Below are 25671 nucleotides of genomic sequence, written 5' to 3' on the forward strand. Positions count from 1 at the left end.
TCTGCCGATTTAAACTGTAAATTAAAATTTCAGAATTTCCTTCAGATATGCCGCTAACGCTTCAGCAGTTCTTCGATGAGACAACTCACCCGGATGACTTCTGGCTCCAATTGTCGCCTCGGTCGTATTGGGTAGCTGTATAACCGAGACCTTCGTATCGCCAGACTGCTTCGTATACGCATCAACAGCACGTAAGATTGCTGGCATCATCGGGAATCCAAGCATGCCGTATGCCCATACGAGCTGCGCTTCTGGATTGTTTTTTCGAAGTAGGGTCAGGAATCGGGTCACGGCATTCTCGAAGGCAGCAAGATCCTCTTCATGATAAGTGCCATCTTCATTCAAGCGTTGCTTGAATACCTTTCCGGTAACGGGATCTTTCCATTCAGGTGTCTGAAAGGCTCCTCCATCATTGCTTCCCAGGTTAACCACCACTACATCCGGCTGCCAGGATTTAAAATCATGCTTGTCCCCTGCGCCAAGTGCTTTGTTTTGATCTCCGGTCACCAATCCACAGACTTGCTCGTAATAATCAGGGATGTTCGCATTCGGATTGTTATCCCAACTCGTTAGCACACCCCAGCCGCTCTGCGAAATCACACGATATTCTGCATTCAACGCGTCTGCCGTCATGGCCGTATAATTATGTATGGCACTGAACCACATTGGAATCCAATCCTCTTCCGTTTTGGCTCCAATCGCACCTTCTCCAGATGTGATACTGTCACCGATAAATTCGATCTTGTACGGTTTCTCCTCTACAGGCACGAAGACACCGTCCGATTTCACCGCATGAATCTGCAAGGAACAGCCCGGATCTCCATTCATGGCTTGTACATCTTTGACGATGCGTACATTTTTCACCACATTCTCGTTCATGCCACGGAATACGCAGATCCAATACCTTCCCGCCGTTAACATCTGTCTGCTCACCGGAACACCGTTAACCAGGATGCTAATCCATGGTTCGTACATGTCGTAATTGGATTCGATCTCTACCCAAAGCTCTGCACCCTGTACATTAAGCTCAACTGCACTTCCTGTCCAAAACAACGTTAATGATGCCCGGTTTCCGGTTGTTCTTCCGTGTATTTTGAGATTCTCCACATCAGATAGCGCATAAGTTCGTAACTTGGCATTCGGCTTCACGAACCATTCCTCCCTCATGATCATTCCCCACAGAGGGGCAGTATCCTATGACTACATTGACTGGAACTCTTCAACATGCTTCTGGTATTTTTCGAACCAGGCTTTCCATTCAACTTCACGCGACTCCAGTGTGCGGTCATCCATCAGCGCTTCAATTACGTCCAGGCACACATGCCATCCGGCAAGGTCTTTGGCGGTATGACTTGTGATCTTAGTTATCTTCTCGATCAGCAGCAACCGGCACCCATCCGATTCCGGTTGTAATTCAAATCGAACCTGATCCTCTGCCCATGTAAATTCGAGAATAGAATGCGGCACAAAGTCCAGAATTTGAAGAGTCAGGAACGTACCATCCGGCATATTAAACCTAATCACTCCGCCTTCCCGCAGTTCCTCCACCTGCAATTCGGTGAACCATTTTGCCAGCTTGTCGTTATCCGTTAAATAAGACCATACCTCTTCTACAGAATGCTTCCAATGACGCTCGAAACGGGCAATGGTTCCAGTTGGGGTTTGCTTCAGATCAGCGATCATCATGTACCTCCTCCATTACGATAGATGGACTACAGAATGTGAATATGTGGTTTAACCGATGTTATGCAAGGCCTGAAGCGCTTCCTCTTTGTTGTTCAAAAAGAAAACATGCTTGCCATGGTTGCACTCATAGATGAAGTCTTTGAGACTTTTGCTATTGTATCCATCAAACTCTCCGACTATAGCAAGCTTCACCTGGTAATTCACGTATTTCTGCAAAATATCACCTGCAAGTTTGGTCTTCAGTTCGAAGAAATCTTCGTTGAGGTTGGATTTATTAATCAGGATTTTATGAGCATCATCCGTGTAATTCACAGAAGCCATCAAATCCAGTGCATCTTGAACATTGTTAATGATGATGTCATTACTTTCGATGATGGCAACTTTGGAGCTGCCCTGTTGATCAATCGTTATATTCATTTCACTTCACCTTTCCCCTCGATAATCCCAATTAATGCACCAAAATAAGCAGCAGGATCAGTATATATTTATAACGAATGATATGTTCTGTTCGATATGGGTTCCTAGGCTATTACTTTCCAATGCTATGGGCACCGGATTTCCAGCTTTGATACCATTCGTTGATATGTTCACTGACCGGCATATCCAAATCCTGTTGCATTCTGGTAGTTAAAAGACGATACTGTTCCTCTACACCGAGAACCTCATTTATCGAATCATATAGTTTCATGAGTGTGAAGCAGCTCTCTTCATCGTTAGGAAGCATATCCTGGATACATTCAGTTATCTCGATCGCTTTTCTCTGCATCCCCTGCTGCTCGTAGAATTCAGATAGCTGTCTCATATGATACAACCATAAATAGCGAAGTCTTTCCCGTTCATGTTCCGCCCAGATATACTCATAATTCCCGAGATATGTGCCTTTGTACAGACTCAGCACATGTTCATAAGCGTCAGCCGTACTAGCGTCCACGACCTTCCATTGTCGCATCTCGCTTTCCCATAGCTCGGTATCCACTTGCGCATCCCCGATTTCAAGCTTGTATCCCGCTTCCAGGTGTCCGCTCTGAATCGTGATCATATCCATATTGTTGGCTTTTAGCGTTTGGCGTACATGATAGATTGCAGTGTACAACTGATGTAACGTCTTGGACTCTTCAAGTTCCGGCCAGAGAAGTTCAAGTAACGTGCTGCGATAAACGATCTGATTGCGATGATGCAGTAAATATGCGAACAATTCCTGTGCTTTGCTGGTACGCCATTTGACAGTCTGTGTGTCCATACCCGGCAGCTTAAATTGCAGCTGATTAAAACAGCAAATTAACGGCAACTTGGAATCCCGCTTTATATTCGCACGCTTTAATTTCAATTTTTCTTTTACCCGTAATAAGGTTTGATGCAGACGCCCTTGTTGGATCGGCTTCATGATATAGTCCAACGCATACAACTCAAAAGCACGTACAGCATATTGATCATAACTGGTCACAAAAATAATTTCGACTCCCGGTGCGGCTGCCTGAATCTGCCGACCCAGATCCAACCCATCGATTTCCGGCATATGAATATCCAGAAATACAACATCAGGCCGATGAATAAGTACACCTGTCATCACCTCTGTTGGGTCTGAATATGTAGCAACAATTTCAATCCCGTCTACTTCACTCTCTAACGATTTTCTAAGCCCAATCAGTGCCAATCGTTCATCGTCAACCAATATGACTTTCACAGGAGCTTCCTCCTCGACCCAGCTGTCATCGAATTTTAATCATCATTATAGCACAGCAGTTTACGGTTCTCTTATTCATTTTGCATGAGAATTTCTTAAGAATCCATTGTATATGTTTTGTTGAAATCAGTTTGATAAACTGGCCTATTGGGAACTTTTAACTCAACCAAACAAACTTGAAGCGTCCGATTTATGCATAGATGAAAATACTTAAAAACCCATGGCCTACTCGTGAGTTTGACCATGGGCATCCTTAATTAAATTCGCTTTGGGAATGGATACGACAAATACGGAACCCTTATCGCCATGCGGAGCCGAGCCCACACTGATTTGTCCTTCCAGGGACTGAACGATATCACGTACATGGGACAGGCCGATTCCGGTCGCTGCAATGCCCACTTCATTGAATTTGGTCGTATACCCTGGCTCGAAGATCACGTCTCGCTTCGCCTCTGGCACACCTTTTCCAGAATCGATGACCTCAAAATGCACATTTCCATCCTGTTGCAAAACCCGAATCCGGATCGTTCCTTCATTCTCAATGGCTTCCACGGCATTAGCAATCAGATTGTTCATCACCGTCAAGAGAGGAATGTAGTAAGGGGAGTCGCAATCATATTGCTGCTCCAAATGGATCTCAATCTTTTTGCTCAGCATTTCACTATATTTCCGGTTTCCTTTGGTCGCAAAATTCAGTACCTCGGCAAGACTCATATTCACTGATTTTTCGCTATCATACAGTTTCAACAGACCTGCCAGGATACGTTGGGAATCCTTTTTGACCTCATGAATCTGTTGAGCAATGCCCAGCGTCCGCTGGCTATATTGGTTCAAGTCCTGCTCTCTGAGATCCTGATAAAGGTCGTAGCTGTCTACGGCAATGCCCTCAATCGTATTCATGGCTTTCTTCAGATAAAAGACTTCACCGTACAGACCTGAGTTAACGCTCAGCATCTGCTCCATCCGCTTCTCCTGCTCAGCATGCAGCAATCGCATCTGCCTCACCGCAAAACTGTTATACAGCCCGATGATAAAGTAGCTTCGCAAACCACCGACCACCAGCAGATAAAGCCATTCTTTCATATAAAAAATATTTGTCCCACTCAACACACCGCGGATGAACAGCTCCACAAGATTAGATGAAAAATCAATGCACGTAATTAATCCACCCAGCAGAAGAGGCGGTATCTCATGGAATCTGTTCTTGAACTTGCTGAGGCCATAGGTGAATACGACATAATATACTCCCGCGCCCAGATTATCCTGCATGCTTTCGATGATTGAGATCGAATGGACATGATTCAGTAAATCAGCCGATTGAAAGATGAAGTTCGCAATCCCCGCCAAAATCCCCGTCTTCACATAAGACAGATGTGGCATAATCATCAGCAAAAATAAAAGTATACTTACACCCAGACCAATCCGGAAGTAATCCTCCCGAAAAGGATTTATTTTAAAAAGCGCTCCTACAGCTGTAGCAAGAGCAACAGCAAACATTTGCACATTTTCGTTTCGAACCCAACTGCGCATGCTCATAATCCACCTACCATCGGAATATCAAACGAAACTATCGTCCCTTCACCCAGCTTGCTTACAATCACTAATCCCTTGCCGCCGTACAATTGGGTTAACCTGCGATGGGTATTGGCAATACCGATTCCGCCAGTTCCATTCAGCCTGGCATCTTGCAGCCGGGCAACCTTATCCGGCGCCATACCTATGCCATTATCCCTTACTTCAATACGGGTATACCCTTCTTGTTGAGCAATAGTCAGATACACCGTACCACCTTTTTTCTTATTTAACAGTCCGTGTCTAACGGCATTTTCGATCAATGGCTGAATAGACAGCGGAGGTAGAGTCAATTGCAGATTCGGCTCCACATTCCATTCAATCGTCAACCGATCTTCAAAGCGTGTCTGTTCAATAAACAGATAAGCCTGTACCAGTTCCAACTCGTGGGACAACTTCACCAATTCACCGGTATTCAGATAATTGAAGCTGATTCGCAAATAGGATGAGAAGGCTTCGCCCAACTTCCTCATATGCTCGGTATCGATATCACTTAATACCATTAGGGAGTTGAGTGTATTGAACAGGAAATGCGGCTGAATTTGAGCTTGTAAATACGCAGCTTCCATGCGCAATCGTTCCTTAATGGAATGATTTAATGTGATCAGTGCCCGGATTCGATATTTTAATTCAAGCGCATCTACAGGCTTCGTTACATAATCATTGGCCCCGGAAGCAAAGCCCGTATAAATATCGGGCTGCTGGCTCCGTGCGGTCAACAGTAACACAGGTAATTCTGACATTGAAAACAGTCCCCTGATCTTCTGTGTTAGCTCATATCCTGACATTTGGGGCATCATCACATCTGCGATAAGCAGATCCCATTGTCGTGTTCCAAGCAGCTCCATGGCCTCCTGTCCCGAGTGGGCAGTAACAATGGTATAGGCTTCGGTGGATAGCATACTTGCGAGGACATCCAAATTAACCGGATCATCATCAACCACAAGAATGGAAGCTGTAGTCTCATGTGAAGGCGGCAGATGCTCCAACCCGGTGGCCACTTCCATCCGTTCATCGGAAGCACGAATTCCCCATTGATCCATGGTATCGTGATTCGAATTCCCTGCCTCTTCCTCTGTCCGAACAAACTGTGGATTTGAGACAGTAACCCCCTGTGCTATCGGCATATCAAAGCTGAACTCGGAGCCCTTCCCGGGCTGAGACTGAACGGTCAGTACTCCACCATGTAGTTCCACAAGCTGCTTGCAGATGCTCAATCCAAGACCAATTCCCTGTCCATCATTGATTCCATAAGCCCCTTGCTCGTAAGGAAGGAATATCCGTAGACAGGTGGACTCATCCATGCCAATTCCTGTATCTGCAATGTGTATAAACGCACGTCCCTCGTGGATTTCCGCACGCACGGAGACGGTTCCTGCCTCTGTATACTTCATCGCATTATGCAGCAGATTATATAAAATTTGAACAAGTCTCTTCTCATCTGCCCAAATGAAAGGAAAGGACTCCGGCACCTCCATCCTGAGGCTGACGGGTTTTCGATCCACCATGAATTGCAGCATTGAAATAACTCCAGGTACAACAGACTGGATGGACAGTGGCTCCTGCTTGAGCACAATGTGCTGTTCCTTCAAACGGACCACATCAAGCAGGTCTCCCAGCAGATTAGACATCCGCCGGCTGATGGTAATCAATAATTCCATATCCTTCAGACTTCGCTGATCGAATCGATCCTTCTGTTGGGTGACCAGATTTTGTGCAATACTCATAATGCCATGCAGTGGCGTTTGAAGCTCATGTGAAGTATTGGCAAGAAACTGGTCTTTAATTTTGTCTGCCTTCTTCAACTCTGTGTACAAATCAATTATTTCCCTGGCATTCCGGAAATACTTCTTGAACCAGTAAGAAGAGAAACCAATAATCGCCAGAACAAGATCAATCGGATAATATACAGTACTGCGGCTTTGATTGCTCTCAAGGGCACTCCATAATACGTTGGACAGAATGCCTGCAGCAGTAAGCAGCAGAAATATAAGGTCATGGTCCTTCTGACTTCGAATCATCATCTGAATCACGAGATACCCAAACCACACAATGGATGCCAGCATAAGTGCATTAATTAGATTGTAGTGAATGATGGTATAGACTGTCGTGACAGGCAACACGGCCAAGGTAATACTATAGATGACCGTTATAATCAAATAAAAGCGGAGCCATGTTTTATGCAGGTTGACCGCAGATAACCTTTGGAATAATAAGAGAATGCACACATTTTGCCACAATACAGAAATCACTCTTATTTTAAGACTCCAGGTAAAATTAATGGGAAGCCATTGCAGCAGTATATTATCATGACCAACTATAATCGTGATGGCTACTGTCAGGGTTAGCATCGCAGCAACAAAAAGAGCCTTTTCCTGGGGATGTAATGCATAGAGAATAGCAGCGTAAACCGTATGAAAAATGAGAATAATAAAAATAGCCAGCTGGAAGGCGACAGAATGTCTATGTACGAATTCCACTGCGGCCTGAGAACCAAAACGCACAGGTTTAACGACTCCACCTTTGTAGGGGTGATCATAGTTGGCGACACGAATGACCACATCCATTGACGTAGCTCCAGCCTGCTCATAGGTGGAAATGTATGAGGTTCTGTCTGGCGTGTAGTCTTCCTCATTCGTCGCCACCCGTCCTGCTCCACCAATCATTTCTCCGTTAAGTTCAATCTCGGATGAACTCTGAATATCCTTAAACCAGAACTCGAGAGGTGTCTTCAGCGGCTCAGTCAAAATACGAAGTCGATACGTCCCATATCCGAATGAACTTCCTTCCTCTTGATGGAGGGAATCTCGCCATGAACCAGGAACAACGATAGTACTCGCTTGTTCCTCTCTTTCCTTAATATCCCTGAGTGTCAGCAGCTCTCCGGGATAGAAATCCCATTCTCCATTGGCGAACATCGCGGGAGAGTTATCCAGGTCCACTCCGCGCAGGTCGAGAACGCCTTGTACAGCCATATGGTCATTGGAAACGTAAAAAATGACAGACCAGGCCCATCGCATTGTTAATAAGACACCCAAAAAAATAATAAGGATGGCCATGTGTTTGTAACGTGAGCTGGGTTTATGTTGTAAAGAGTTATGTAAAGATTGCATATGTATTTTTTCTGACTCTGAACTTGCTTGAGTCTCTCTCCATTCTGGCAGACAAAAGCCTTTACTGCCTATACTGCTTCTACACTCCAAAGATCATAATCCATCTCTCTATATAACAGCATTATATCATAGGGATTCTTATGGTTCTGAAGTCATTTTACTGTCATCGACTGCTTTTAACAGGTATCGATTCTCCTTTTATTTTAATTTTATAAAATTTAATTGTATACTATTAATTACATATCCATTAGCTCAATCAGATGAACAAAGAGAGGATGATCCACATGTCGGAGGCCAACCAACTATTCGGACAAGCCTTGGTGAAATCACTAGTCGGAGAACGCGGACATATTCGTATCAAACGCGCTCTACCGGACATTAGCGTAGAACTAGCTAATCGCAAACATGAACATATGCCCTACAGTATCTATCAACTGGTGAAACATATGCATTACTGGCAGCAATTCATGCTGGAGCACTTGGAAGGAAGAAAGCCACAGCTTCCGGCTAGTGTGATGGAGAGCTGGCCTGAAGAGACAGGCCCTCAGGATGAAGCCGCGTGGGAGAAGGATATTCAGGCATTCCTGAATGGGGTGGATCGAGCGGTAACGATTGCCGAAACAGTTCAGTTGGATGACCCCCTGCCGTATTTCCCAGGCGAAACCAAAGCCGGACTTCTGCGCAACATCGCATCTCATAACTCGTACCATCTGGGCGAGATTGTGCTGCTGCGTCGCTTCTACGGTGCATGGCCGCCACCAGGAGGCGGATTCCCTGGCTAATGGTCGGAATTTTTTCTGAATAATTTATGTTATCACACAAAAATAGCCTGGTTCCTTTATGTCAAAGGCTCAGGCTATTTTTCAATCTTCCCGATTCATCTTCTCAAAAATATTTACCAATTGTGCCCGATCCTCTTTGGTCAATTTCTCGAATAACTCCTTGCGCAGCTTCTGTCCCTCCAGGATGGCTCTTTCAAGGACCTCGGTCCCTTTATCGGTAATATTCAAATAGATAATACGGCGGTCCGCTTCATCTACGATCCTGACGGCTAAATTCTTGGCTACCAGCTTATCGGCTAAATAGCTGAGCGTAGGCGGGGTCAGGCCCAACAGTTTTGCAATATCCGAAGGTCGGCTTTTTCCATTTTGATTAAGATGACTGAGTACAAGCACATGAGAAACGCCGAGGTCTTCATTGAACGATTTGTTCCACTGTATAATCAATTTATTGGTGAAATTATCCATATTGTGTATGAGTTCAAAAATATTTTTCTCTTCCATGCGATCCTCCTCGTAAAAATAAACAACAGCCCTCATTCAACTTAAGGGCTGTCATCATTCTACACGCTATTGGGCTGAGTATCCACCATCGATAACCAGCTCAGATCCTGTAATGTACGAGGAATCATCCGAAGCCAGGAACAATGCGGCGTTGGCAATATCGACAGCCTGACCCAGACGTTGTAAAGGCGTTGCCTGAATTAATCGTTCAAGCAGTTCCTTCGACGTGTTCAAGGATTGAGTCATTGGTGTTTCGATGATCCCAGGGAACAAAGCATTCACCCGAACACCTTGACGACCAAAGGTTATTGCCGCCGCTTTGGATAATGCGCGTACCGCACCTTTGGATGCCGAGTAGTGGTTAAAGCCTTGTCCAATCAAAGCGGTGTAGGAAGAAATATTGACGATAGAACCTTTCTTCTGTGCTGCCATATAAGGAGCGACATGTTTCATGCCAGCAAATGGACCAAAACCATTGATGGAGAGCATTTTTTGCCAATCCTGTGCATCGATTTCCTCAAACGGCTTCTCTGAAGAAATGCCCGCATTGTTGACCAGAATGTCGATTTTACCAAAACGGTCGTTGACTTCTTTCGCCAGTGCCTGCCAATCTTCATCTGATGAGACGTTCAACTTCATTCCGTACACATTTGCTTTTTGGCCTGCTTTCTCCAGTGCTTCCTCATTAATGTCTGCGGCAATAACGATGGCGCCTTCCTTGGCAAAAAGATCAACCATGCCCTCTCCAATGCCCGATGCCCCGCCAGTGATGATGGCTACTTTGTTATCTAATCTTCCCATATGAAACACTCCTAACTATATTTTATTTGGACGAATTCACTTTAGCTGTTAAGCGTATTATGCATATTCATAAACTGCTCAAAATCCGGAACGGTTGGATTGGCAATATAATGGCCGCCTTCAACCTGAATGGTCTGTCCTGTAATGAATTTGGACTCATCCGAAGCGAGGAACATGACGGTGTATCCAATATCATCGGGCTCCCCGTGATAGGGCAGCGCGTTATATTTTGCGAACATATCCAATACCTCTGGAGGCATATTATTCTGGGCTGCCGGGGTCAAGATCAAGCCAGGTGCGACAGCATTGCAACGAATGTTATGTTTGCCATATTGAGTGGCAATATACCTTGTCAGATTCACAACGCCTGCCTTTGAAGCACCATAGGCAACCCGAACTGCATCTCCCGTAAAACCAGCCATCGAAGCTGTATTAATGATGGAGCCTTCGCCCGCTTGAATCATATGAGGGATAGCGAATCTGCAACCGAGTAACACACTTTTTAAATTGACGTTCATCAGACGATCCCACTCATCCAGATCTACGTTGACCACGTCCAAATCCTTCTTCAGATTGGTCAGGCCAACGTTGTTGAACAGGCATGTGAGTTTACCATATTGTTGAACCGCAAATTCCACAGCTTCCTTAATCGAAGCTTCATCTCCGGCATCAAGAAAAACGGCCACTGCCTCTCCACCTTGAGCCTGAATATTCGTTGCTGCTTCCTTTGCCCCATCAACATTGAAATCAGCAATAACGACTTTTGCTCCTTCTTTCGCCATCAATTGGGCTGCGGACAATCCTATTCCAGAAGCGCCTCCAGTAACGAGGGCTACTTTGTCTTTCATTCTTAACATCATCTCAAGCTCCTTTCGTAAAGAAACCGAAAATATATAACTTGTCTATTATTTAGATGACTAAATATTAGATGTCTAAATAATAGCAGAGGAATGGTCTTTCTGCAACGCATCCGGCCCTATATCCTTATTTTGGATGTCTATGGCGAAGTAAACGAAGTGTTTTAAAAAAATACAGCCCTCATGGATTTGAGGACTGTATAGAATCAATTCTCTTAATCAGTATTTGTTCCATGTTTCCTGAGAAATTTTGATAATTTCACTTTTCATTCTCCATCCCAGAGTCGGGATAAGGCTTGCCCATAGTGTCATCCCGTGTCTGAACGTACCACTGAGCATATGTCGCTTTACCAGAATCGGATTCGGATTTCTCTGGCTTACAAGTAAACTGGTAAACAGATATATCCTTTCCGCGCAAGGTTATAGTCACGGCAAGCTCTGGATCTCCCCAGCTTGGATATTTCTTACGGTACTGTGCATCAATAATTTCACTTTGAAAAGAAGAGCTAGTCATAAATGCTGCGGTTTGAGTGAAAAGTCGATGAATCTCTTCTTCATCCGGTTCTGTCTTGACCGTATAAGCGACTTCAACCCGAGGTGTGGAATAACGAATCTCGGTCTTGTGAATAGCAGGAAAATTTTGCTCAATATCCTGCCGAAAAGATTTGACTTCTTCTGAAGAGACTTTGGTGTAAGAAGTACATGCCGTCAAGAAAAGAACCAGAGCCAGAATATTCACTACGTGCAATATTCCTGAGCAATGTTTGATGCCAGACATATAATCACCGGCTTTATTTGAAATATATGAATCGTACGCAGATAAACCTCCCTCAGCACTCCTATTAAAATTAATTCAACAATTCAACACAGTCATATACCCACCCTGCACTTAACCAATTACCTAAATCGCTGGAGCCGCTGATTGGCGTAATGGTCACCGTGTTGGACCCATTAACGAAATAGGAAGCCGGGATATTCCAGGAAAAGGTTGTATTGTTGCCCCGATAGGTGCCAATCGTAAAGCTGCGAGAGTTCGGTTGTGAAGAGGCGGCAGGATTCGTTAGCGCTTGACCATTTATCGTTAAGCTAGGTCTGCCATTGTTGTACGCTGCCGTAATACCAATGTTAAGGACATGCGAAGATGCCGCTTGGGAAGAGTTCAGGCTAAAGGTAACGGTTGTAGGTGAATTTTGCCCCCTGAACTGAATCGCCGGGAACTTGTTGGTTGCACTTCCGGTCGCATAACTGACAGGGCCCCAGCTTGGATTACGGCTATCGGAAGGATGACGGATCGGAATCGTCTGGCCGTTCAGGAACTCCGATGGTGTACCATCCCAGTTCCCAATGCGCCAGATACTTGATGCTTTACTTGGGTCATTGTTGATTGTACGCGTATTCAGCGTTGTCGTTGATCCTCCGGTCACGTTCACACTTTCGGTATACACGGCCAGTTCCCCCTTATACACCGTCATGGTGTATGTACCGGGGATCATGCTGTATTTGGCAGCCGCTCCGCTCGATGAGGCATTCACCCAATATTGGGCGTTGCTGTTGGCAAAACCGACCGTATACACATAGCCCATGTCCATACCAGAGAGCCCGTTAAGCACGACATTACCTCGGCTGGCTACCCAGCCAGTCAGGTTCAGACCGGACATCCAGCTAAAATCAGGAACAATTGGAGTTGCACCGGTGGTAAAAATCAAGGCATACGGTCCATGCAGGCCCATACGCCAATTTTCGGTCTGAGCATGTCCTGAATTCATGTAATTGTAAACCTCCGTATCTCCGCCGCTCTGGAACTGGATGTCACGGAAAAACGGACCTCCCGAGCTTTTCTCTCGGTCTCCATAAGCCATAAACGCACCCACACCGCTGCCCGTAACACCTCGAATGGTCAGATCCTTGGCCTGGTCATTGCCGTAATATTTTGAAGTGGTCTGCCCGTTGGCGTAACCAAAAACATCCTGGCTCTCGATTGCACCGGTGTTATTCCGATTGTTTGAATTAGCTGGAACCCCCGTCAATACGCTGCCATTCCCCCGGAAAATATAGCGCAGTTCGCCCACAGACGGTTCTGCTGTGACATACGTCGCCATATAGATAATGTTCTCACCGCCCCGTGATGCGTAATAGTGGGTAAGTGTGCTGGTTGAGACGGTGATCAATACCGTTGATCCTGAAGGAGATGTGTTCCAGGTGACATTGGCAGAGCCCAGACCAGAGCCGATATGGGACCCCTTGCTTGAACCATTCAGCTCCGTTCCGTTCATTTTGGCAGATATAATATCACCATTGGTTTTATTCACCGTGTATACCAGCCCTGCTCCCGTGTTCACTTCAATCCTCGACCCGTTATCCGTAACATTGATGGTGGCTGCGTGTCCGGTGGATGTTGGATATAATACCGCTGCTGCCATCATCACCAGTATCAGAAACGAACTAAATCCCTTCTTCACCAATCGTCTGTTCATGAGCTAATCCCTCCCTGGAATAGTTTTTAACGTTTTCGTAATGGGCCAAAATCAGATTCTAATATTGAATTCTATAAACAATCGTTAGTAAAGCGCTTACATTTTAATGTATGACAAACGAGCTTATGTCTCATCTCGGTACTCTTGTGTGTAGCATATCTGTGTGTGTCCATTCATTCCATATTGTCGTCCTCTTATACCATCACCTCCGTAACGTAATACTCTGTAATCCAACTGGTAATATCATTAAAATAATACCATTATATTACATTATGTTGCAATGAAAATAGCTCTCCACCTACCCTAATCTCTCTATATTTTTTGTAGCATATTCAGATGAAAAATAGCGACCGATCTCCGTAACCCTACCGGAAATCAATCGCTTCTACTTTCCTTCTCATAAATTTCTTTCTTTTGACTTGTAACTTAAAAACGGACTATCGCTACGATCACAGCCAATGCAAGAAAGACGATATTCACGCCAATTTGCTTATACTCCTTACGGGCAATGTGGAATATAGCTCCTAACAGCACAACCATCGCGAGACCAATCGCTGCCAGTGGCGTCAATACAGGGGCGATATCCGTTGCTTGAGGTACAATAAGTCCAATGACCCCAACCAGTTCCACAATTCCGATAAAAAACACCAACCCTCTCGGAACTTCGTTTGCCCACGGCCACGATTTTTTTGCCTTTTCATACTGGAACGCCTTCATCCATCCCGAGAAAATAAATCCTACCCCCAATATGCCTTGAACAATCCATAACGCCATATTCATAACCGGCAAGCCCCTCTTCTTGTATATGATCAACACCTAGGCATATAATATTTTATGGGGTAACTATTTAGAAGTAGGCACTTAAACTAAACATAGTATACAAAAAGAAACCTTAGATAAATAAAGGATTGGAGGACTTCCTATGAGTACGTATTGCAAGTTTGAAACGGCGTTGGATATCCTTGTTGGAAAATGGAAACCGGTGATTTTACTTCGGCTTTTCGCCAATGGCACCATGAGATTTAGTGAACTCCAAAGGGCAATCCCTGAAATCACCAAGAAAATGCTCACCCAACAATTAAGGGAATTGGAATATCGCGAAATCTATCAGCAGATTCCGCCCAAAGTCGAGTACTCCATCACGGAATATGGTCAACGAATGACGCCTTTATTACAGGCCATGAATGATTGGGGCGTCGGCCACATCGCTCATTTGAACGAGCTTTATGGGGAAGAACCAACGCGGGAGCTGCCTGAACGCAGCTAAACAGAATATACGATGATCTCACCATCAACATTACGTGCATCTTTTACCAAATGACATGGGAAGTACTCAACTAAAAAAGCTGCACCCTTTGTTACGGGATGCAGCTTCTTCAATATTGTATATAACAGGAAGCTACAACCCTCTTTAAAGTGACCCCTCAAGGTTTGCAGGTTGTTTTTCTTCATTCACCAGACCACGAATAAAGGTTTCAACATTTGGCGCGAGCCAAGTGATCTTGTAGCCTTCTGCTTTATTTACATGAACAACCTCAGGTTCGCCAGCATTACCGGATTCACGATAATCCAGCATCACCACCTCAGACTCAGACGGGCACTCACTCAGGACGACACCGATTTCCGGGTAACCACCCTGCTCGATCATCACCCGGCTGCCCGCTTCTCCACCCAATGAATGTGCCTTCTCACGTCCAACACCCAGGATATTTGAAATTTCAATGTAGATCTTCCCATCATTCCCGGCCTGGCTAACCGGAAAATAACGATAATGGGGAACACCACCATTATGTAGTTTCATCATGTTTATATAGAATGTTGGCAGCTTGAATACCAGCTGCTCCTCCACGGCTTCAATCTGCTCATCGGTAGGCGGGGACAACACATATTGATCGACGTTTGCGGGACTGTCATTCCAAAAGCTCGTCGAATCAGGATGGATACCAGGTGCAGCTTCGATGTTGATTTCAGTCACAGAGTGCAGTGTTTCCACAGGCTCCTCTTCCGATTCCTTTGCTGGCTCCTCAGTTGTTTTATTCCGAATCCATTCCAGGAACTCCTGTGTATCCTCATCTCCCGGCTCCAATCGGTCCGCTGCTTCAAAAGCTTCACGCGCATTCTCATATTGCTCCAAATAATAATACGCCAGACCAATACGGTAATGCCAAAGCGGGTCATTTTGCCCCTCTTCTTCAACCGACAGGAATTGCTCCACTGCCTCCTGGTAACGCTCCATATTATTCAGCGCTCTGCCCAGATGGTTGACCAGAATATAGTCCCGCTCCTCCTCCGGAACCTGTGTAATCGCATCCACAATCTCTTCGTATTCATCCTGTTCATGCCAGGCCTCTAGCCGTTCCAAGAGTTCATCGTTCATTGATCTTGCCTCCCTCTCTTATTCGTTGTAGAAATTATAGCATTTTGCTTGCCTTGATTTAAATCAATGCCGATCATGCAACTCCTGATTAAAATAAAGATCAACCATATTACACAGGAGGCTATCTTACTATGTCTACATCCATACAAGAACATTCTTACGAACGGAAAGCTGCTGTAACTGTAGGAATAACGCTGATCATCATGGCCCTAGCTGCATTTTTTTCCTATAGTTATATCCATGGCAAACTTGTCGTACCCGGCGATGCCAGCACTACATTCAACTATATCACAGCATCATATGGCTTGTTCAAGGCCGAGATTTTGGGATGGATCATCATTCTGATTAGCGACGTTGTTGTCTCGTGGGCGCTGTATATTTTCCTGAAGCCTGTTCATAAAAACCTCTCACTGCTTGGAGCTTGCCTGCGTCTTATCTACTCATCGCTGCTGGGCATCGCCATCCTGAACTTGCTCATGGTAATGCTGCTCTCAGGACATTCGAAACCCTCACTTCCAATGGAACAGACGCAAGCGTTAATGATTCTCTGTCTGGAAGCATTCGAACAATTCTGGTCGGTGGGCTTGGTCGTATTTGGTTCACACCTGCTGATCGTGGGCTATGTGGCTTTAAAATCAAACTGCATTCCCAAAGCGATCAGCATCTTGGTACTACTCGCTGGTATAGGCTATATTATCATTCACCTAAGCAAAACGTTTCTTTCTCAATATGATGCGCTGATTACAGTGCTTCAAGTGGTATTTGCTATACCCATGGTCGCAGGCGAACTGGGCTTAGGCATTTGGATGCTCATTAAAGGAGGAAAGCCATCCCACAGATCATGATGCCCTTGTTTATTCATGAAACACTTCTTTACCCATCATCACGGCTATGAACACGCTTCTTGATTCTGCTTAATGACTCTGGGGTTATTCCCAGATAACTGGCTAATTGATGTTGGGGTACACGATCGACGAGATGGGGTCGTTTTCGCAATAACGATTGATATCGCTCTTCCGGTGAAGACCCGATAAATGATGTCCATTCATCCTGAACCTGACCCAAGTTCTCCTCTACCATTTTGCGTATCATCGTTTCCAGTGGGGGATATTGGAGAATCATGTCGTCCTCCACTTGAAAGTCACCAACAACCAATACACAGTCCTCCAGGCAGGTTAAAGTATAAGCCGATGGCTTATTGTGCTGATGACGATTGAAAATAGAGACCGCTTGTTCCTCGGTATAGAAATTGGAGGTGACTTCTTTTCCCGTTTCATCTATCGCGTATTGGCGTACGCATCCCTTTAGCACAAAGTAGCATTTGGCGGGAACCTCCCCTTGTCTAAAGAGTACGGTTCCTTTTTTATAATCCTTCACGAGGATATTTTCAACAATAGCCCGCTGTTCCTGCTCGTTAAGAGATGTGAATTGACCCATGTATTTGAACAGTATGTTTTTCATTTTTACCCCTTTCATCAGGCACGGTTCAACGGTTTGTAGTATTCCGTTTCAACCAACTTAATTTTTTATATACACTATATGTATCCCTTTTTTAACAATCTACAGTTCTTAATTATAGACCCGCTTTTTTGACTAAACAAAAATACCCGTCTTTAGTTAATTGACGGGCATTTAATGAATCGACTCATCTCTATTTTGGAATGGCATCTGTTTTAATAATAAAAGACATCTCTTGAGTAGTATTTTTCCACTTAGAAAGCAGTCGAAAACCTCTTAGGACAGCACCTGGTTCATAATCCTCACTATTAGAACTCGCATACGTTAACTCATTCACTGGAAGAATAAAAGATCCTGTTCCAGAATTGAATTCCATCGTTAGCTTCGTTAAATCTGGCTGCTTATATTTAATTTCCCCTTTCTCAGTAAGAACATAATCAACCAATTCGTATGAATCAGGCGCAGATTTTTGATTATCAAATTTAATTGAAATAGTCTCTCCTATCTTTACATAGGGTACAACAGAATCGGAATTTTTCAGAATGGATTGAAAGGAATCCATATTCCAATAGTCTTGTTTATTCCCAGATATTAAAATAACAGTTGGAGTAATCTCCTTATCATTGGCCTTAATTTCAATCTCACTTAATTTAGCAACAGAGTTGTTCGTAATTTTTTCACCACCTCCACAAGCAGTAACTACAGTGCACATCGTCAGACACAATACAAAAAACATTAATTTATTCACTTTCCACTCTCCTTAACTTTCTTTTTCAATTTAATGAAAATTGTCCCTATCTTTACTGAGATAGGGACATATATTATATTATAGCAAAAATCTTATATAAATCTCAGAAATTAGTTCAGTTTTTCTTCCAGATAGTTAAATTTTCTGAAGCATAAGGTGAGTAATCGGCTCGGTGTTTCATAAGAGGTGCCATTCCCCATTTCGAGATCACTTTTAAGTATTTTACACTTGCTAATGGACCGCCAGCTTCATAAACAATTCCAGAATGTTCACCATAATCATAGTATACGCGTGTCCCGATTACTGCATTAATTAAATTGGTAAAACTTGAATAACTTCCATCAGTCATATATGGACTTGGATCGTTCATCCAGTAAGTATTACTTGTTGAATCGGAATACCACGCGTATGAATGACAATTGTAATTACTTGTTGAAGTAGATACGAGTGTAGCACTTGGATAAGAATTAATGTAAGAATTATTTAGTTGTGTTTTTTGAGTAAAAGTTAGCTCTTCACCTCGGATTATCACTGGCACGCTTGTACCTTTCGGTGTTCTTACAGTGCTGTTGGTTGCAGTAAGGACCAAATCTTTTGCCAGTTTTTTATCTGATACAGAGTTCCAAATCGCAGTTTCAGTTAATAAAACGCTTAATGTTAAATCCTCTAATGAGGATTCACTACTCAAGGTCTTGTTAACTTGTAATTTTTTTAATAGTTCGTTTCCACCATCAGGACGGTTAAGTAATTCTCCAAATGCATCTGAGTCTTGAGCTAATGCCTTGAGTCCAGCCTCATAAGTATCGTATGCATAGATATTTATCACCAAAGGATAATCAAGTACTGCATTAACAACCTCTTCAGTAGTCATCTTTTTCAATACATCATTTGGAATCCGAGTTGCATCTAACATTTCCTGCTTATTTGATAATTTTTTCCATTCTTGATCATTAGGAGTAATATTATATTCAAAAATCTTGTTAGTTTTTTCTTGCTCCAAACCATCATTTATATTGTCATTTGCAAATACACTTGTATTAAACGAAAATAACAATACAGTTACCAATAATAAACTAAGTATTTTTTTCATATTCACTAGCTCCCTCTTTTTTATTTTTCGGTACTCATACACTTTTAAACCCTCAGTCCAATAAGCTAATCGCCCCCCACACTTAAAATACATTAAATGTTATTTATGACTACAAAAAACATTATACATCCATATATATTCATTTAATAGTAATTTTTGTAACTTATTGAAATGATTTTTTGACTGAAATCTTTATATCCAAAGGTTTTCTAACGTTAAGAAGCCGATGAATCTTATCATAATTACGGTTTTCTGCTTAACTTCTTTACACCTTTCAACACAGCTAAAAAAGAAATAAGAGCGCCCACCCGAAAGGTATGCGCCCCTATTATTCATCCAACTACGTTCATATTACCTGAGCTCATCAAGCCATTTAAGAAGGCTCATCCGCCATGCGGTTATAGATGCGATCCGCCGCTTGCATCAAGTAATTGTCCCGTTACCCAACGGCTATCCGGTGAAGCCAGAAAGGCAGCAATATCTGCAATATCCTCCGGCTCCCCCCATCGGCCAAAGGCGGAAAGGCCAGCCGCATATTTTTGCCCCTCCGTATTCTGCAGCGTCCCAGCATTCATCTCGGTATTAATAATTCCCGGCTGGATGGCGTTGACGGTTATATTGCGGCTCCCTAGCTGCTTCGCGAGAAGCAGCGTAAACGTATCAATCGCTCCTTTGGACATGCTGTACGTGAATACTCCTGGAGAAGCTACCCTGGTTACAAAGGACGAAATATTAATAATTCGCCCCCCGTCATTCATTAGCGCCAGAGCCTGCTGTGTCACAAAAAGTGGTGCTTTTACATTAAGATTCATGACCTCTTCGTAAGAAGCTTCTGTCGTCTCTTCAATCCCTACAATCTGCCCGATCCCCGCATTATTCACCAGAATATCGAATCCACTGGCCTCCGTCTGATTCTGAATAACCTCATCCAGCGCAGCAAATAAGTGATGAACGCCGTCCATCGTTCTCAGGTCAGCACCCACAGCGCAGGCATTGCCTCCATGTTGCTCAATCTGGCGAACGACTGCTTCCGCCTCATCTTGTCTGTTTCCATAGTGAACTACAACATATGCGCCCTCCTGAGCCAATCGCAGCGCGATGCTTCTGCCGATTCCCCGGCTTGCCCCCGTGACTAAAGCGATTTTACCTTTTAATACGTCCATGTGCTCATCTCCTCTATTCTAATTACAAGAATAGTTATATCACGGTGCCTTTTTTGAGATGTTGCTCTTTAATTCTTCGTCTGGCCCTGAGAATAATATCAAAAAGAGCGAGCTGGTCCGTATTACCGGAACCAGCTCGCCCTTTGAAGTTATATGGATGCGCTATTCAATGGGGCTGAGCTTTCGGCTCCAGCGAATAGCATATATATGCTTTTACAAGCCTTCGATCAGCTCTTTGATTGAGCTGTCGCTCTCCAGTGCGCGAATGATCAACGTCACAGCTTCAGCTCTTGTTGCTTTGCCGTTCGGCGAGAACACGGAGGATGATAATCCTTGAACAAGGTTCGCAGATGAAGCTTGTGCAATCACATCTGCAGCCCAATTGCTGCTATCCACATCGTTGAAGCTGGCTGGTGTGCTGGTCGCCAGTGCATTCAGATTGAGCATGCGAGCAATGATTGCCACCATCTCGGCGCGGGAAATTGTTGCATTTGGCTTGAAGCTGCTGTCCGGATAACCACCGATTACTCCCTTATCAGCCAGAGCACCGATGTAACCCGCAGCCCAGTTCGAGCTGGTATCCTTGAAGCTGGCCGAAGCCGAGCTTTCGCCGAGACCGAATGCCCGAGCGATCATAGCGGTAAATTCCCCTCTGGTAACGGATGCATTAGGCTGGAACTTGCCATTGGCATAACCGTTAATCATGCGCAGCTTCATGGCAGCACTGATGTTTCTGTCGGCCCAGTGACCTGAGATATCACTGAAGGTTTTAGTTTCATTTTTCGTTGCAGCAATGGCTTCGTTAAGTGTCTTCAGAACTGTTTCCTGGCTAACTACACCGGATTTGAACGGATTGACTTGTGTTGCAGGAGGTGCCGTTGGTTCCGTTGTAGGAGGCGTTGTAACCGTTCCTGAATCTGTATCAGGATCTGTTGTTGGGTTAGTTGGTGTCGTAGTTGAACCGCCACCTGTACCAGGTGTCGTTGTACCTGGATTTGTTGTATCGGTAATAGACAATGCAATCTGGTTGCTTAGATACACAACTTGAGTGCTATATTTGCTTGGCAGACCCTCTACCTGAACGGAGGCAAATTTTCCACTTTGCTGATTAGCGCCATAGTTTACAAGCGTCACAACACCTGGACCCGGCACATAGCTGTTGGCAAAGTTCACGTGCAATGTTCCAGAGGTGTTTACCGTACCTTTAACATCGAGTACGTCATTTGCGGAAGCTACGTTCAGCTCTAGCATACCGTCAGCGGCCTGCGTGAAGTTGCCTTCGATGTTCCATTTTCCAGTTACGCTCTCCGTAACCGTACCACCGCTGTTGACCACATCGCCACTCCCGAATGCAGTAGCGGTATCACCTTCCAATGTACCTGCATTAACCTGGGTACCGCCGGAGTAGGTATTAGTTCCCCGCAGCTTCAAGGTACCACTGCCTTCTTTCGTCAGCTTGCCCGTACCGGAGATGTTGTTCCGCCAAACGTCCATGGCGTTGAAACCACCCTTGCTGGCATCCATCGTTACCGTTACATCGCTATTGAATGCACCGTATCCGTCTGCTGCCGCAAACAGATTAAGACGTCCCCAACCTTCCGGGTCATCAAGCAAAGGGTAGCCCGATTCTATTGCCGTTGTTGCCAGCACAGCACGACGCTGTTGATCTGTCAGATAAGGCTGTCTGGTCTCAGTCAGCACTTCTGCTCCCTTAGGTACCGCCACCGATTCCGTTGTGGAACTGATCTGCTCAAACCCGTAGGTCAGACGCTGGGTATAATCAGCCTTGTTTTTCTCATAGTCGGTAAAACGATCTTCTGCTGAGCCAGTCTCTTTCAACAATACGCTATGCGCCTGATCATACGCTGCTTGTTTCAGGTCTGCATTTTCCGGATCATTCAGAGCACCTGCTGCCAGAGCAGTTGCGAGTACACGTCCGCCCATGACATCCAGCGGAGAGTGCATTCCGGCTACAATCCGGTTGTTACCCATCTCCGATGCACGGGTTACCAACTCCTGGAACCGTTCAGGTGTCGCATAAGCTAATGCAAGTGCAGCAAGGTAGGACGCATTGGTATGCCCGCTCGGGAAGCCGCCGTCAGAGGCTGCATCTTTCTCTTCTTTGATTGCCGGTCTCAGCGTTGGCACGACAACCTCATTCGTATTCAGCCAGCGGAAAGGACGCATATAATTGAAGAAATTTTTTGATGGATTCGAAGATGCGGCGTTACCCCGCAAGGCTCCAACGAGATCTACCATTTTGCCCAGATCGGAATTCGAATCTCCGGCTTTGTTCGTGTTATTACCATCATCATACTTTGTTGTCGTGGCATCGTCCGGTATGCTCGTAATTGTGGTGTATGTGCCTGATTTTTCACGATACACATCAGCCAGCGAACCCAGACCCTCGGTCGCACCGTAGGATTGGTTCGTACGGTCCGTATAGTAGGCAGCATCCTCTTCCGCTTGAGTACGTGTTGCTGCGATATCGGCTACATATTGAATGTTGTAGTCCAGTACCTTCTCGTTAAGCTTCGTACCATTGTTCCAAGAATCACCCGGTGTCCATAGGTCCAGAAACTTGGACAGTGTGCCGATGGCCGAGTTAGTTTCTATTGTTGTGTTGGAGGAACTATTGCTCTTATACGTATCTACAAAGTACCCCCAGGTCGGCTCGGCCGGCAACGGGATTGTGGTATCATCCGACGCTGCAAGCGCAATGCTTGATGCGAATGAATTGGAGATAAGTGCTACACCCACAGCAGCGGCTAACATTCTCTTTTTGTTTTTGTTGGCTTTCGTTTTCAATTCTTTTCGACTCCCATCGTTTTGTAGTTGGTCTCGAATCGGTCTCAATGTAGCATCAGGCCCCTTCAACCAGCAATAAAACAATTTCGCCATTGTATCAATTTAGGATCAATATCGCCTTTTTTCGACATTTAACATTCTCTTAATAAAAATCATGAACTGATGGTCAATCGTGTAGTGTATAATCGTCGCCGGGAGGTATGCATCATGAAAAAATGGAGCTCTGCGTGGGCCGGGCTGGCGGCATCTTATGTATCCATCGTGCTCGTCATTGTCCTGCTCGTATGCTCTTTCTTCTATATCTATTTTTCGCGCAGTTACAATGAAGAATTGCAGAACAAGAATCAGCTGATTCTTGAAAATACAGTCCGTACAATTGAAAATACCGTGCTGAAAAGAGTACAGCAGATCTATCTGGATCTATCGCTCGACAAATCTGCAGACATTCGCCTGTTCGCTGAGCCATCCTATCGGAATGGTCTGGACCACGTCATCGATCTTCAGGAATTGCTCAAGTCCAGGGTAGCCGGCAATAGTGATCTTATTCAGGCGATACACCTCTATTATCCAGGGCAGAACATTATGTTATCGTCTCTATACGGTCTGAAGTATAATGCCGATCAAGGGGAAGGTGCGACACATTATGCCGATTGGCTTAACGGCATGCGAAGCAATAAACAAAACAGCCTGTGGACGCCTACACGACAGGTGCCCCAGGATATTTTCTCCAGCCTTGCAAGCGGCAGCGGTAATGCGCTGTTCACGTATGCACACAGCTATCCCTTTCAGTCCACAGGCGAGACTGGAGATGTCATTGTTGCAATTGACGTAAATGAAAGTGCCATAAGCAGCATCATAGAGAATATGATGCCCTCCCAATACAAGAGTACGTTTGTTGTGAACGCAGCAGGCAGCGCCATCAGCGATGCCAAAATAGACATTCACGAAACGCAGGGAGACTTCCAGTCCAGCATTACGAAGGCACTAAAGTCCGGAAGCACTGTGGGAAGCTTTGACGATACGATTGGTGATACGTCCTATGTTGTGTCTTATCAGACACTCCCATCTACCGGCTGGACCATCTACAGCGCAATGCCGGCCAGCTTCTACTATGAGCAATCGATTATGGTCCAGAAGCTAATTCTCGGTATCTGCCTCTTCGCCATCCTAATCGGACTTGTGCTATCTGCTTTGCTGACCAAGGCCAACTATAGCCCGATTAAACGCCTCGTCAGCCGAATTAAGGATTTATCCGACCCTGAGCCGAAGCATATTACGAATGAATATCGGCTGATCGACCGAGCCTTCATGCAATTAAGTGATAAAGTGAATAATCTCGAAGAGACACTTCTGGCGAACAGCCCGGCTATTAAGCACAATGCTGTGCTGAATTTATTACGAGGTGGATATACCCGGGAGCAATGGATGGAGGAACTGGCTTCTCTGGGCATTTCACAGGAATACAAAGAGTACTGCTGCCTGCTTCTAAATACAGGAGAAGCCTCCGCAAGCCTCAGCTCTGAAAGCCTGTCAGCCATGGTATCCCGAATGATACATGGGCTGGAAACCCTGCCCCTGCCTGACAGCCAGCTCATTGCAGAAGAATTACCGGACAAAAAACTGGTGGTTATCCTGTGCAGCCATATCGCATCTGACCCGCTGCTGGACCAATTCTCCAATTTGCTGCTATCCAAAGCAAGGGAGCAATTCCAGCAGGATATCCAGCTATCGCTGGGCTCCTGGGTGCAGGAACTGGCAGACGTGCATCTAAGCTACAACGAAGCGCAGACACGAATGAAATATGCTTACTTCTTACCGGAACTAGCCATACTGAAGGACCATAACCTGCTCCTGCGGGAGCATAACCTGGATGAAATACCACAGGCCATGCTCGCAAAGTTCAGGGACAAGCTGCACGCGAGGCAGCCAGAAGAGAGCGCCGCAGCGATCGATCAGATCGTTACCACGATGCGGGAGGGAGCGTACCCCGCTGACTATTGCCATTTTATGCTGGCGAATACGGTATTCATTTACTCGGATGTAGTGAAAAACGTTCGTTATAAGCATCCTCTTCAATTGGGCCATCCTGATCTGTACCATGAATACATCAGTATCCGCAATATCCACGCGTACCGCGACTGGCTGGTGGAGTCTGTTACCGTGTTCATTAGAGAGACGGAGAAGCGGAACAGCGAACGAGCAGTCTCCACAATTGAACTGGCGAAGCAATATATCGAGGATCATCTTCCGGAAGACTTATCACTGGATATGGTAGCTGCACAGGTGTTCATCAGCCCCAAATATATGAGTAAGCTCTTCAAGGAAGAGCTCGGCGTCACCTATACCGATTATGTCACCTCCCGACGCATGGAACGGGCCAAAAAACTGATTGAGAACAACAACATGACCATTGAACGGATCGCAAGCTCCGTCGGTTACGGAACCACTGCCTATTTCATTAAACGGTTCAAGGAAATGTACGGTTGTACGCCAGGCCATTACTTGCGCAATATCGCTTCTGCCGGGCTGACGGAAGCCGGATCTTAAGGTGAGGAAG

Annotated in this window: 22 protein-coding genes; 4 read left to right on the forward strand and 18 right to left on the reverse strand. The window is 45.1% G+C overall.

Annotated features, from left to right (window positions below; translation table 11 throughout):
• Positions 1–21: 21 nt before the first annotated feature.
• From P5G61_RS09560 to P5G61_RS09585, 6 genes are all read right to left on the reverse strand, one after another.
• Complete coding sequence (locus tag P5G61_RS09560; protein ID WP_435874109.1) at positions 22–1167, reverse strand: SGNH/GDSL hydrolase family protein; 1146 nt, start codon at positions 1165–1167, stop codon at positions 22–24.
• A 33-nt stretch (positions 1168–1200) separates the two neighbouring features.
• Positions 1201–1683, reverse strand: coding sequence for an SRPBCC family protein (locus P5G61_RS09565; RefSeq protein WP_301246343.1), 483 nt, complete (start codon positions 1681–1683; stop codon positions 1201–1203).
• A 51-nt stretch (positions 1684–1734) separates the two neighbouring features.
• Positions 1735–2103: a DUF4180 domain-containing protein gene (locus tag P5G61_RS09570; protein ID WP_301246237.1), complete on the reverse strand. Its 369-nt coding sequence runs from the start codon at positions 2101–2103 to the stop codon at positions 1735–1737.
• 112 nt (positions 2104–2215) lie between these two features.
• Complete coding sequence (locus P5G61_RS09575) at positions 2216–3370, reverse strand: response regulator (protein WP_301246238.1); 1155 nt, start codon at positions 3368–3370, stop codon at positions 2216–2218.
• 225 nt (positions 3371–3595) lie between these two features.
• Positions 3596–4900: a sensor histidine kinase gene (locus tag P5G61_RS09580; RefSeq protein ID WP_301246239.1), complete on the reverse strand. Its 1305-nt coding sequence runs from the start codon at positions 4898–4900 to the stop codon at positions 3596–3598.
• A gap of 2 nt (positions 4901–4902) precedes the next feature.
• Positions 4903–7962 carry an ATP-binding response regulator gene (locus tag P5G61_RS09585; RefSeq protein ID WP_301246240.1) on the reverse strand — a complete coding sequence of 1020 codons (3060 nt, stop codon included), beginning with the start codon at positions 7960–7962 and terminating at the stop codon, positions 4903–4905.
• A gap of 377 nt (positions 7963–8339) precedes the next feature.
• Here P5G61_RS09585 and P5G61_RS09590 point away from each other — a divergent pair, with 377 nt between their 5' ends.
• Positions 8340–8837, forward strand: coding sequence for a DinB family protein (locus tag P5G61_RS09590; RefSeq protein WP_301246241.1), 498 nt, complete (start codon positions 8340–8342; stop codon positions 8835–8837).
• A gap of 81 nt (positions 8838–8918) precedes the next feature.
• Here the strand turns inward: P5G61_RS09590 and P5G61_RS09595 are convergent, their stop codons facing one another.
• From P5G61_RS09595 to P5G61_RS09620, 6 genes are all read right to left on the reverse strand, one after another.
• Positions 8919–9338 carry a MarR family winged helix-turn-helix transcriptional regulator gene (locus P5G61_RS09595; RefSeq protein WP_079348301.1) on the reverse strand — a complete coding sequence of 140 codons (420 nt, stop codon included), beginning with the start codon at positions 9336–9338 and terminating at the stop codon, positions 8919–8921.
• Between the two features lie 66 nt (positions 9339–9404).
• Positions 9405–10139, reverse strand: a complete 735-nt coding sequence (locus P5G61_RS09600; protein WP_301246242.1) for an SDR family NAD(P)-dependent oxidoreductase — start codon at positions 10137–10139, stop codon at positions 9405–9407.
• A gap of 41 nt (positions 10140–10180) precedes the next feature.
• Positions 10181–10996, reverse strand: coding sequence for an SDR family NAD(P)-dependent oxidoreductase (locus tag P5G61_RS09605; protein WP_301246243.1), 816 nt, complete (start codon positions 10994–10996; stop codon positions 10181–10183).
• Positions 10997–11255: 259 nt separating this feature from the next.
• A complete protein-coding gene (locus P5G61_RS09610) occupies positions 11256–11774 on the reverse strand; it encodes a hypothetical protein (protein WP_301246244.1) in 519 nt (172 codons plus the stop codon).
• 70 nt (positions 11775–11844) lie between these two features.
• Positions 11845–13470, reverse strand: coding sequence for a rhamnogalacturonan lyase B N-terminal domain-containing protein (locus tag P5G61_RS09615; RefSeq protein WP_301246245.1), 1626 nt, complete (start codon positions 13468–13470; stop codon positions 11845–11847).
• Between the two features lie 426 nt (positions 13471–13896).
• Positions 13897–14250 carry a DoxX family protein gene (locus P5G61_RS09620; protein WP_301246246.1) on the reverse strand — a complete coding sequence of 118 codons (354 nt, stop codon included), beginning with the start codon at positions 14248–14250 and terminating at the stop codon, positions 13897–13899.
• Between the two features lie 142 nt (positions 14251–14392).
• On the opposite strand from P5G61_RS09620, the gene P5G61_RS09625 reads away from it, so the two are divergent.
• On the forward strand, positions 14393–14737 hold the full coding sequence (locus P5G61_RS09625; protein WP_301246247.1) for a winged helix-turn-helix transcriptional regulator: 345 nt from the start codon (positions 14393–14395) through the stop codon (positions 14735–14737).
• Between the two features lie 144 nt (positions 14738–14881).
• On the opposite strand, the gene P5G61_RS09630 is transcribed toward P5G61_RS09625, so the two are convergent.
• On the reverse strand, positions 14882–15847 hold the full coding sequence (locus tag P5G61_RS09630; protein WP_301246248.1) for an SMI1/KNR4 family protein: 966 nt from the start codon (positions 15845–15847) through the stop codon (positions 14882–14884).
• Between the two features lie 131 nt (positions 15848–15978).
• Between P5G61_RS09630 and P5G61_RS09635 the strand changes: the two genes are divergently transcribed.
• Complete coding sequence (locus P5G61_RS09635) at positions 15979–16692, forward strand: DUF4386 domain-containing protein (protein ID WP_301246249.1); 714 nt, start codon at positions 15979–15981, stop codon at positions 16690–16692.
• Positions 16693–16720: 28 nt separating this feature from the next.
• On the opposite strand, the gene P5G61_RS09640 is transcribed toward P5G61_RS09635, so the two are convergent.
• The 5 genes from P5G61_RS09640 to P5G61_RS09660 all read right to left on the reverse strand — a co-directional run bounded on the left by P5G61_RS09640 (position 16721) and on the right by P5G61_RS09660 (position 23081).
• On the reverse strand, positions 16721–17308 hold the full coding sequence (locus P5G61_RS09640; protein ID WP_301246250.1) for a Crp/Fnr family transcriptional regulator: 588 nt from the start codon (positions 17306–17308) through the stop codon (positions 16721–16723).
• Positions 17309–17498: 190 nt separating this feature from the next.
• On the reverse strand, positions 17499–18053 hold the full coding sequence (locus P5G61_RS09645; RefSeq protein WP_301246251.1) for a hypothetical protein: 555 nt from the start codon (positions 18051–18053) through the stop codon (positions 17499–17501).
• A 115-nt stretch (positions 18054–18168) separates the two neighbouring features.
• On the reverse strand, positions 18169–19143 hold the full coding sequence (locus tag P5G61_RS09650) for a hypothetical protein (RefSeq protein WP_301246252.1): 975 nt from the start codon (positions 19141–19143) through the stop codon (positions 18169–18171).
• A 398-nt stretch (positions 19144–19541) separates the two neighbouring features.
• On the reverse strand, positions 19542–20306 hold the full coding sequence (locus tag P5G61_RS09655) for an SDR family oxidoreductase (protein ID WP_301246253.1): 765 nt from the start codon (positions 20304–20306) through the stop codon (positions 19542–19544).
• Positions 20307–20519: 213 nt separating this feature from the next.
• On the reverse strand, positions 20520–23081 hold the full coding sequence (locus tag P5G61_RS09660; RefSeq protein ID WP_301246344.1) for an S-layer homology domain-containing protein: 2562 nt from the start codon (positions 23079–23081) through the stop codon (positions 20520–20522).
• 240 nt (positions 23082–23321) lie between these two features.
• On the opposite strand from P5G61_RS09660, the gene P5G61_RS09665 reads away from it, so the two are divergent.
• Positions 23322–25661, forward strand: a complete 2340-nt coding sequence (locus P5G61_RS09665) for an AraC family transcriptional regulator (RefSeq protein WP_301246254.1) — start codon at positions 23322–23324, stop codon at positions 25659–25661.
• The last annotated feature ends 10 nt before the right edge of the window (positions 25662–25671 follow it).

Origin of the sequence: Paenibacillus vandeheii (assembly GCF_030433635.1) — a bacterium.
Classification (GTDB): domain Bacteria; phylum Bacillota; class Bacilli; order Paenibacillales; family Paenibacillaceae; genus Paenibacillus; species Paenibacillus vandeheii.

What these genes read in the sequence shown, in the direction of transcription:
- P5G61_RS09620 (WP_301246246.1), bottom strand. Translation starts at nt 14,250, where the DNA reads ATGAATATGGCGTTATGGATTGTTCAAGGCATATTGGGGGTAGGATTT.
- P5G61_RS09570 (WP_301246237.1), bottom strand. Translation starts at nt 2,103, where the DNA reads ATGAATATAACGATTGATCAACAGGGCAGCTCCAAAGTTGCCATCATC.
- P5G61_RS09595 (WP_079348301.1), bottom strand. Translation starts at nt 9,338, where the DNA reads ATGGAAGAGAAAAATATTTTTGAACTCATACACAATATGGATAATTTC.
- P5G61_RS09650 (WP_301246252.1), bottom strand. Translation starts at nt 19,143, where the DNA reads ATGAAAAAAATACTTAGTTTATTATTGGTAACTGTATTGTTATTTTCG.
- P5G61_RS09580 (WP_301246239.1), bottom strand. Translation starts at nt 4,900, where the DNA reads ATGCGCAGTTGGGTTCGAAACGAAAATGTGCAAATGTTTGCTGTTGCT.
- P5G61_RS09585 (WP_301246240.1), bottom strand. Translation starts at nt 7,962, where the DNA reads ATGCGATGGGCCTGGTCTGTCATTTTTTACGTTTCCAATGACCATATG.
- P5G61_RS09590 (WP_301246241.1), top strand. Translation starts at nt 8,340, where the DNA reads ATGTCGGAGGCCAACCAACTATTCGGACAAGCCTTGGTGAAATCACTA.
- P5G61_RS09665 (WP_301246254.1), top strand. Translation starts at nt 23,322, where the DNA reads ATGAAAAAATGGAGCTCTGCGTGGGCCGGGCTGGCGGCATCTTATGTA.
- P5G61_RS09560 (WP_435874109.1), bottom strand. Translation starts at nt 1,167, where the DNA reads ATGAGGGAGGAATGGTTCGTGAAGCCGAATGCCAAGTTACGAACTTAT.
- P5G61_RS09655 (WP_301246253.1), bottom strand. Translation starts at nt 20,306, where the DNA reads ATGGACGTATTAAAAGGTAAAATCGCTTTAGTCACGGGGGCAAGCCGG.
- P5G61_RS09660 (WP_301246344.1), bottom strand. Translation starts at nt 23,081, where the DNA reads ATGTTAGCCGCTGCTGTGGGTGTAGCACTTATCTCCAATTCATTCGCA.
- P5G61_RS09600 (WP_301246242.1), bottom strand. Translation starts at nt 10,139, where the DNA reads ATGGGAAGATTAGATAACAAAGTAGCCATCATCACTGGCGGGGCATCG.
- P5G61_RS09565 (WP_301246343.1), bottom strand. Translation starts at nt 1,683, where the DNA reads ATGATCGCTGATCTGAAGCAAACCCCAACTGGAACCATTGCCCGTTTC.
- P5G61_RS09640 (WP_301246250.1), bottom strand. Translation starts at nt 17,308, where the DNA reads ATGAAAAACATACTGTTCAAATACATGGGTCAATTCACATCTCTTAAC.
- P5G61_RS09605 (WP_301246243.1), bottom strand. Translation starts at nt 10,996, where the DNA reads ATGTTAAGAATGAAAGACAAAGTAGCCCTCGTTACTGGAGGCGCTTCT.
- P5G61_RS09610 (WP_301246244.1), bottom strand. Translation starts at nt 11,774, where the DNA reads ATGTCTGGCATCAAACATTGCTCAGGAATATTGCACGTAGTGAATATT.
- P5G61_RS09625 (WP_301246247.1), top strand. Translation starts at nt 14,393, where the DNA reads ATGAGTACGTATTGCAAGTTTGAAACGGCGTTGGATATCCTTGTTGGA.
- P5G61_RS09615 (WP_301246245.1), bottom strand. Translation starts at nt 13,470, where the DNA reads ATGAACAGACGATTGGTGAAGAAGGGATTTAGTTCGTTTCTGATACTG.
- P5G61_RS09630 (WP_301246248.1), bottom strand. Translation starts at nt 15,847, where the DNA reads ATGAACGATGAACTCTTGGAACGGCTAGAGGCCTGGCATGAACAGGAT.
- P5G61_RS09635 (WP_301246249.1), top strand. Translation starts at nt 15,979, where the DNA reads ATGTCTACATCCATACAAGAACATTCTTACGAACGGAAAGCTGCTGTA.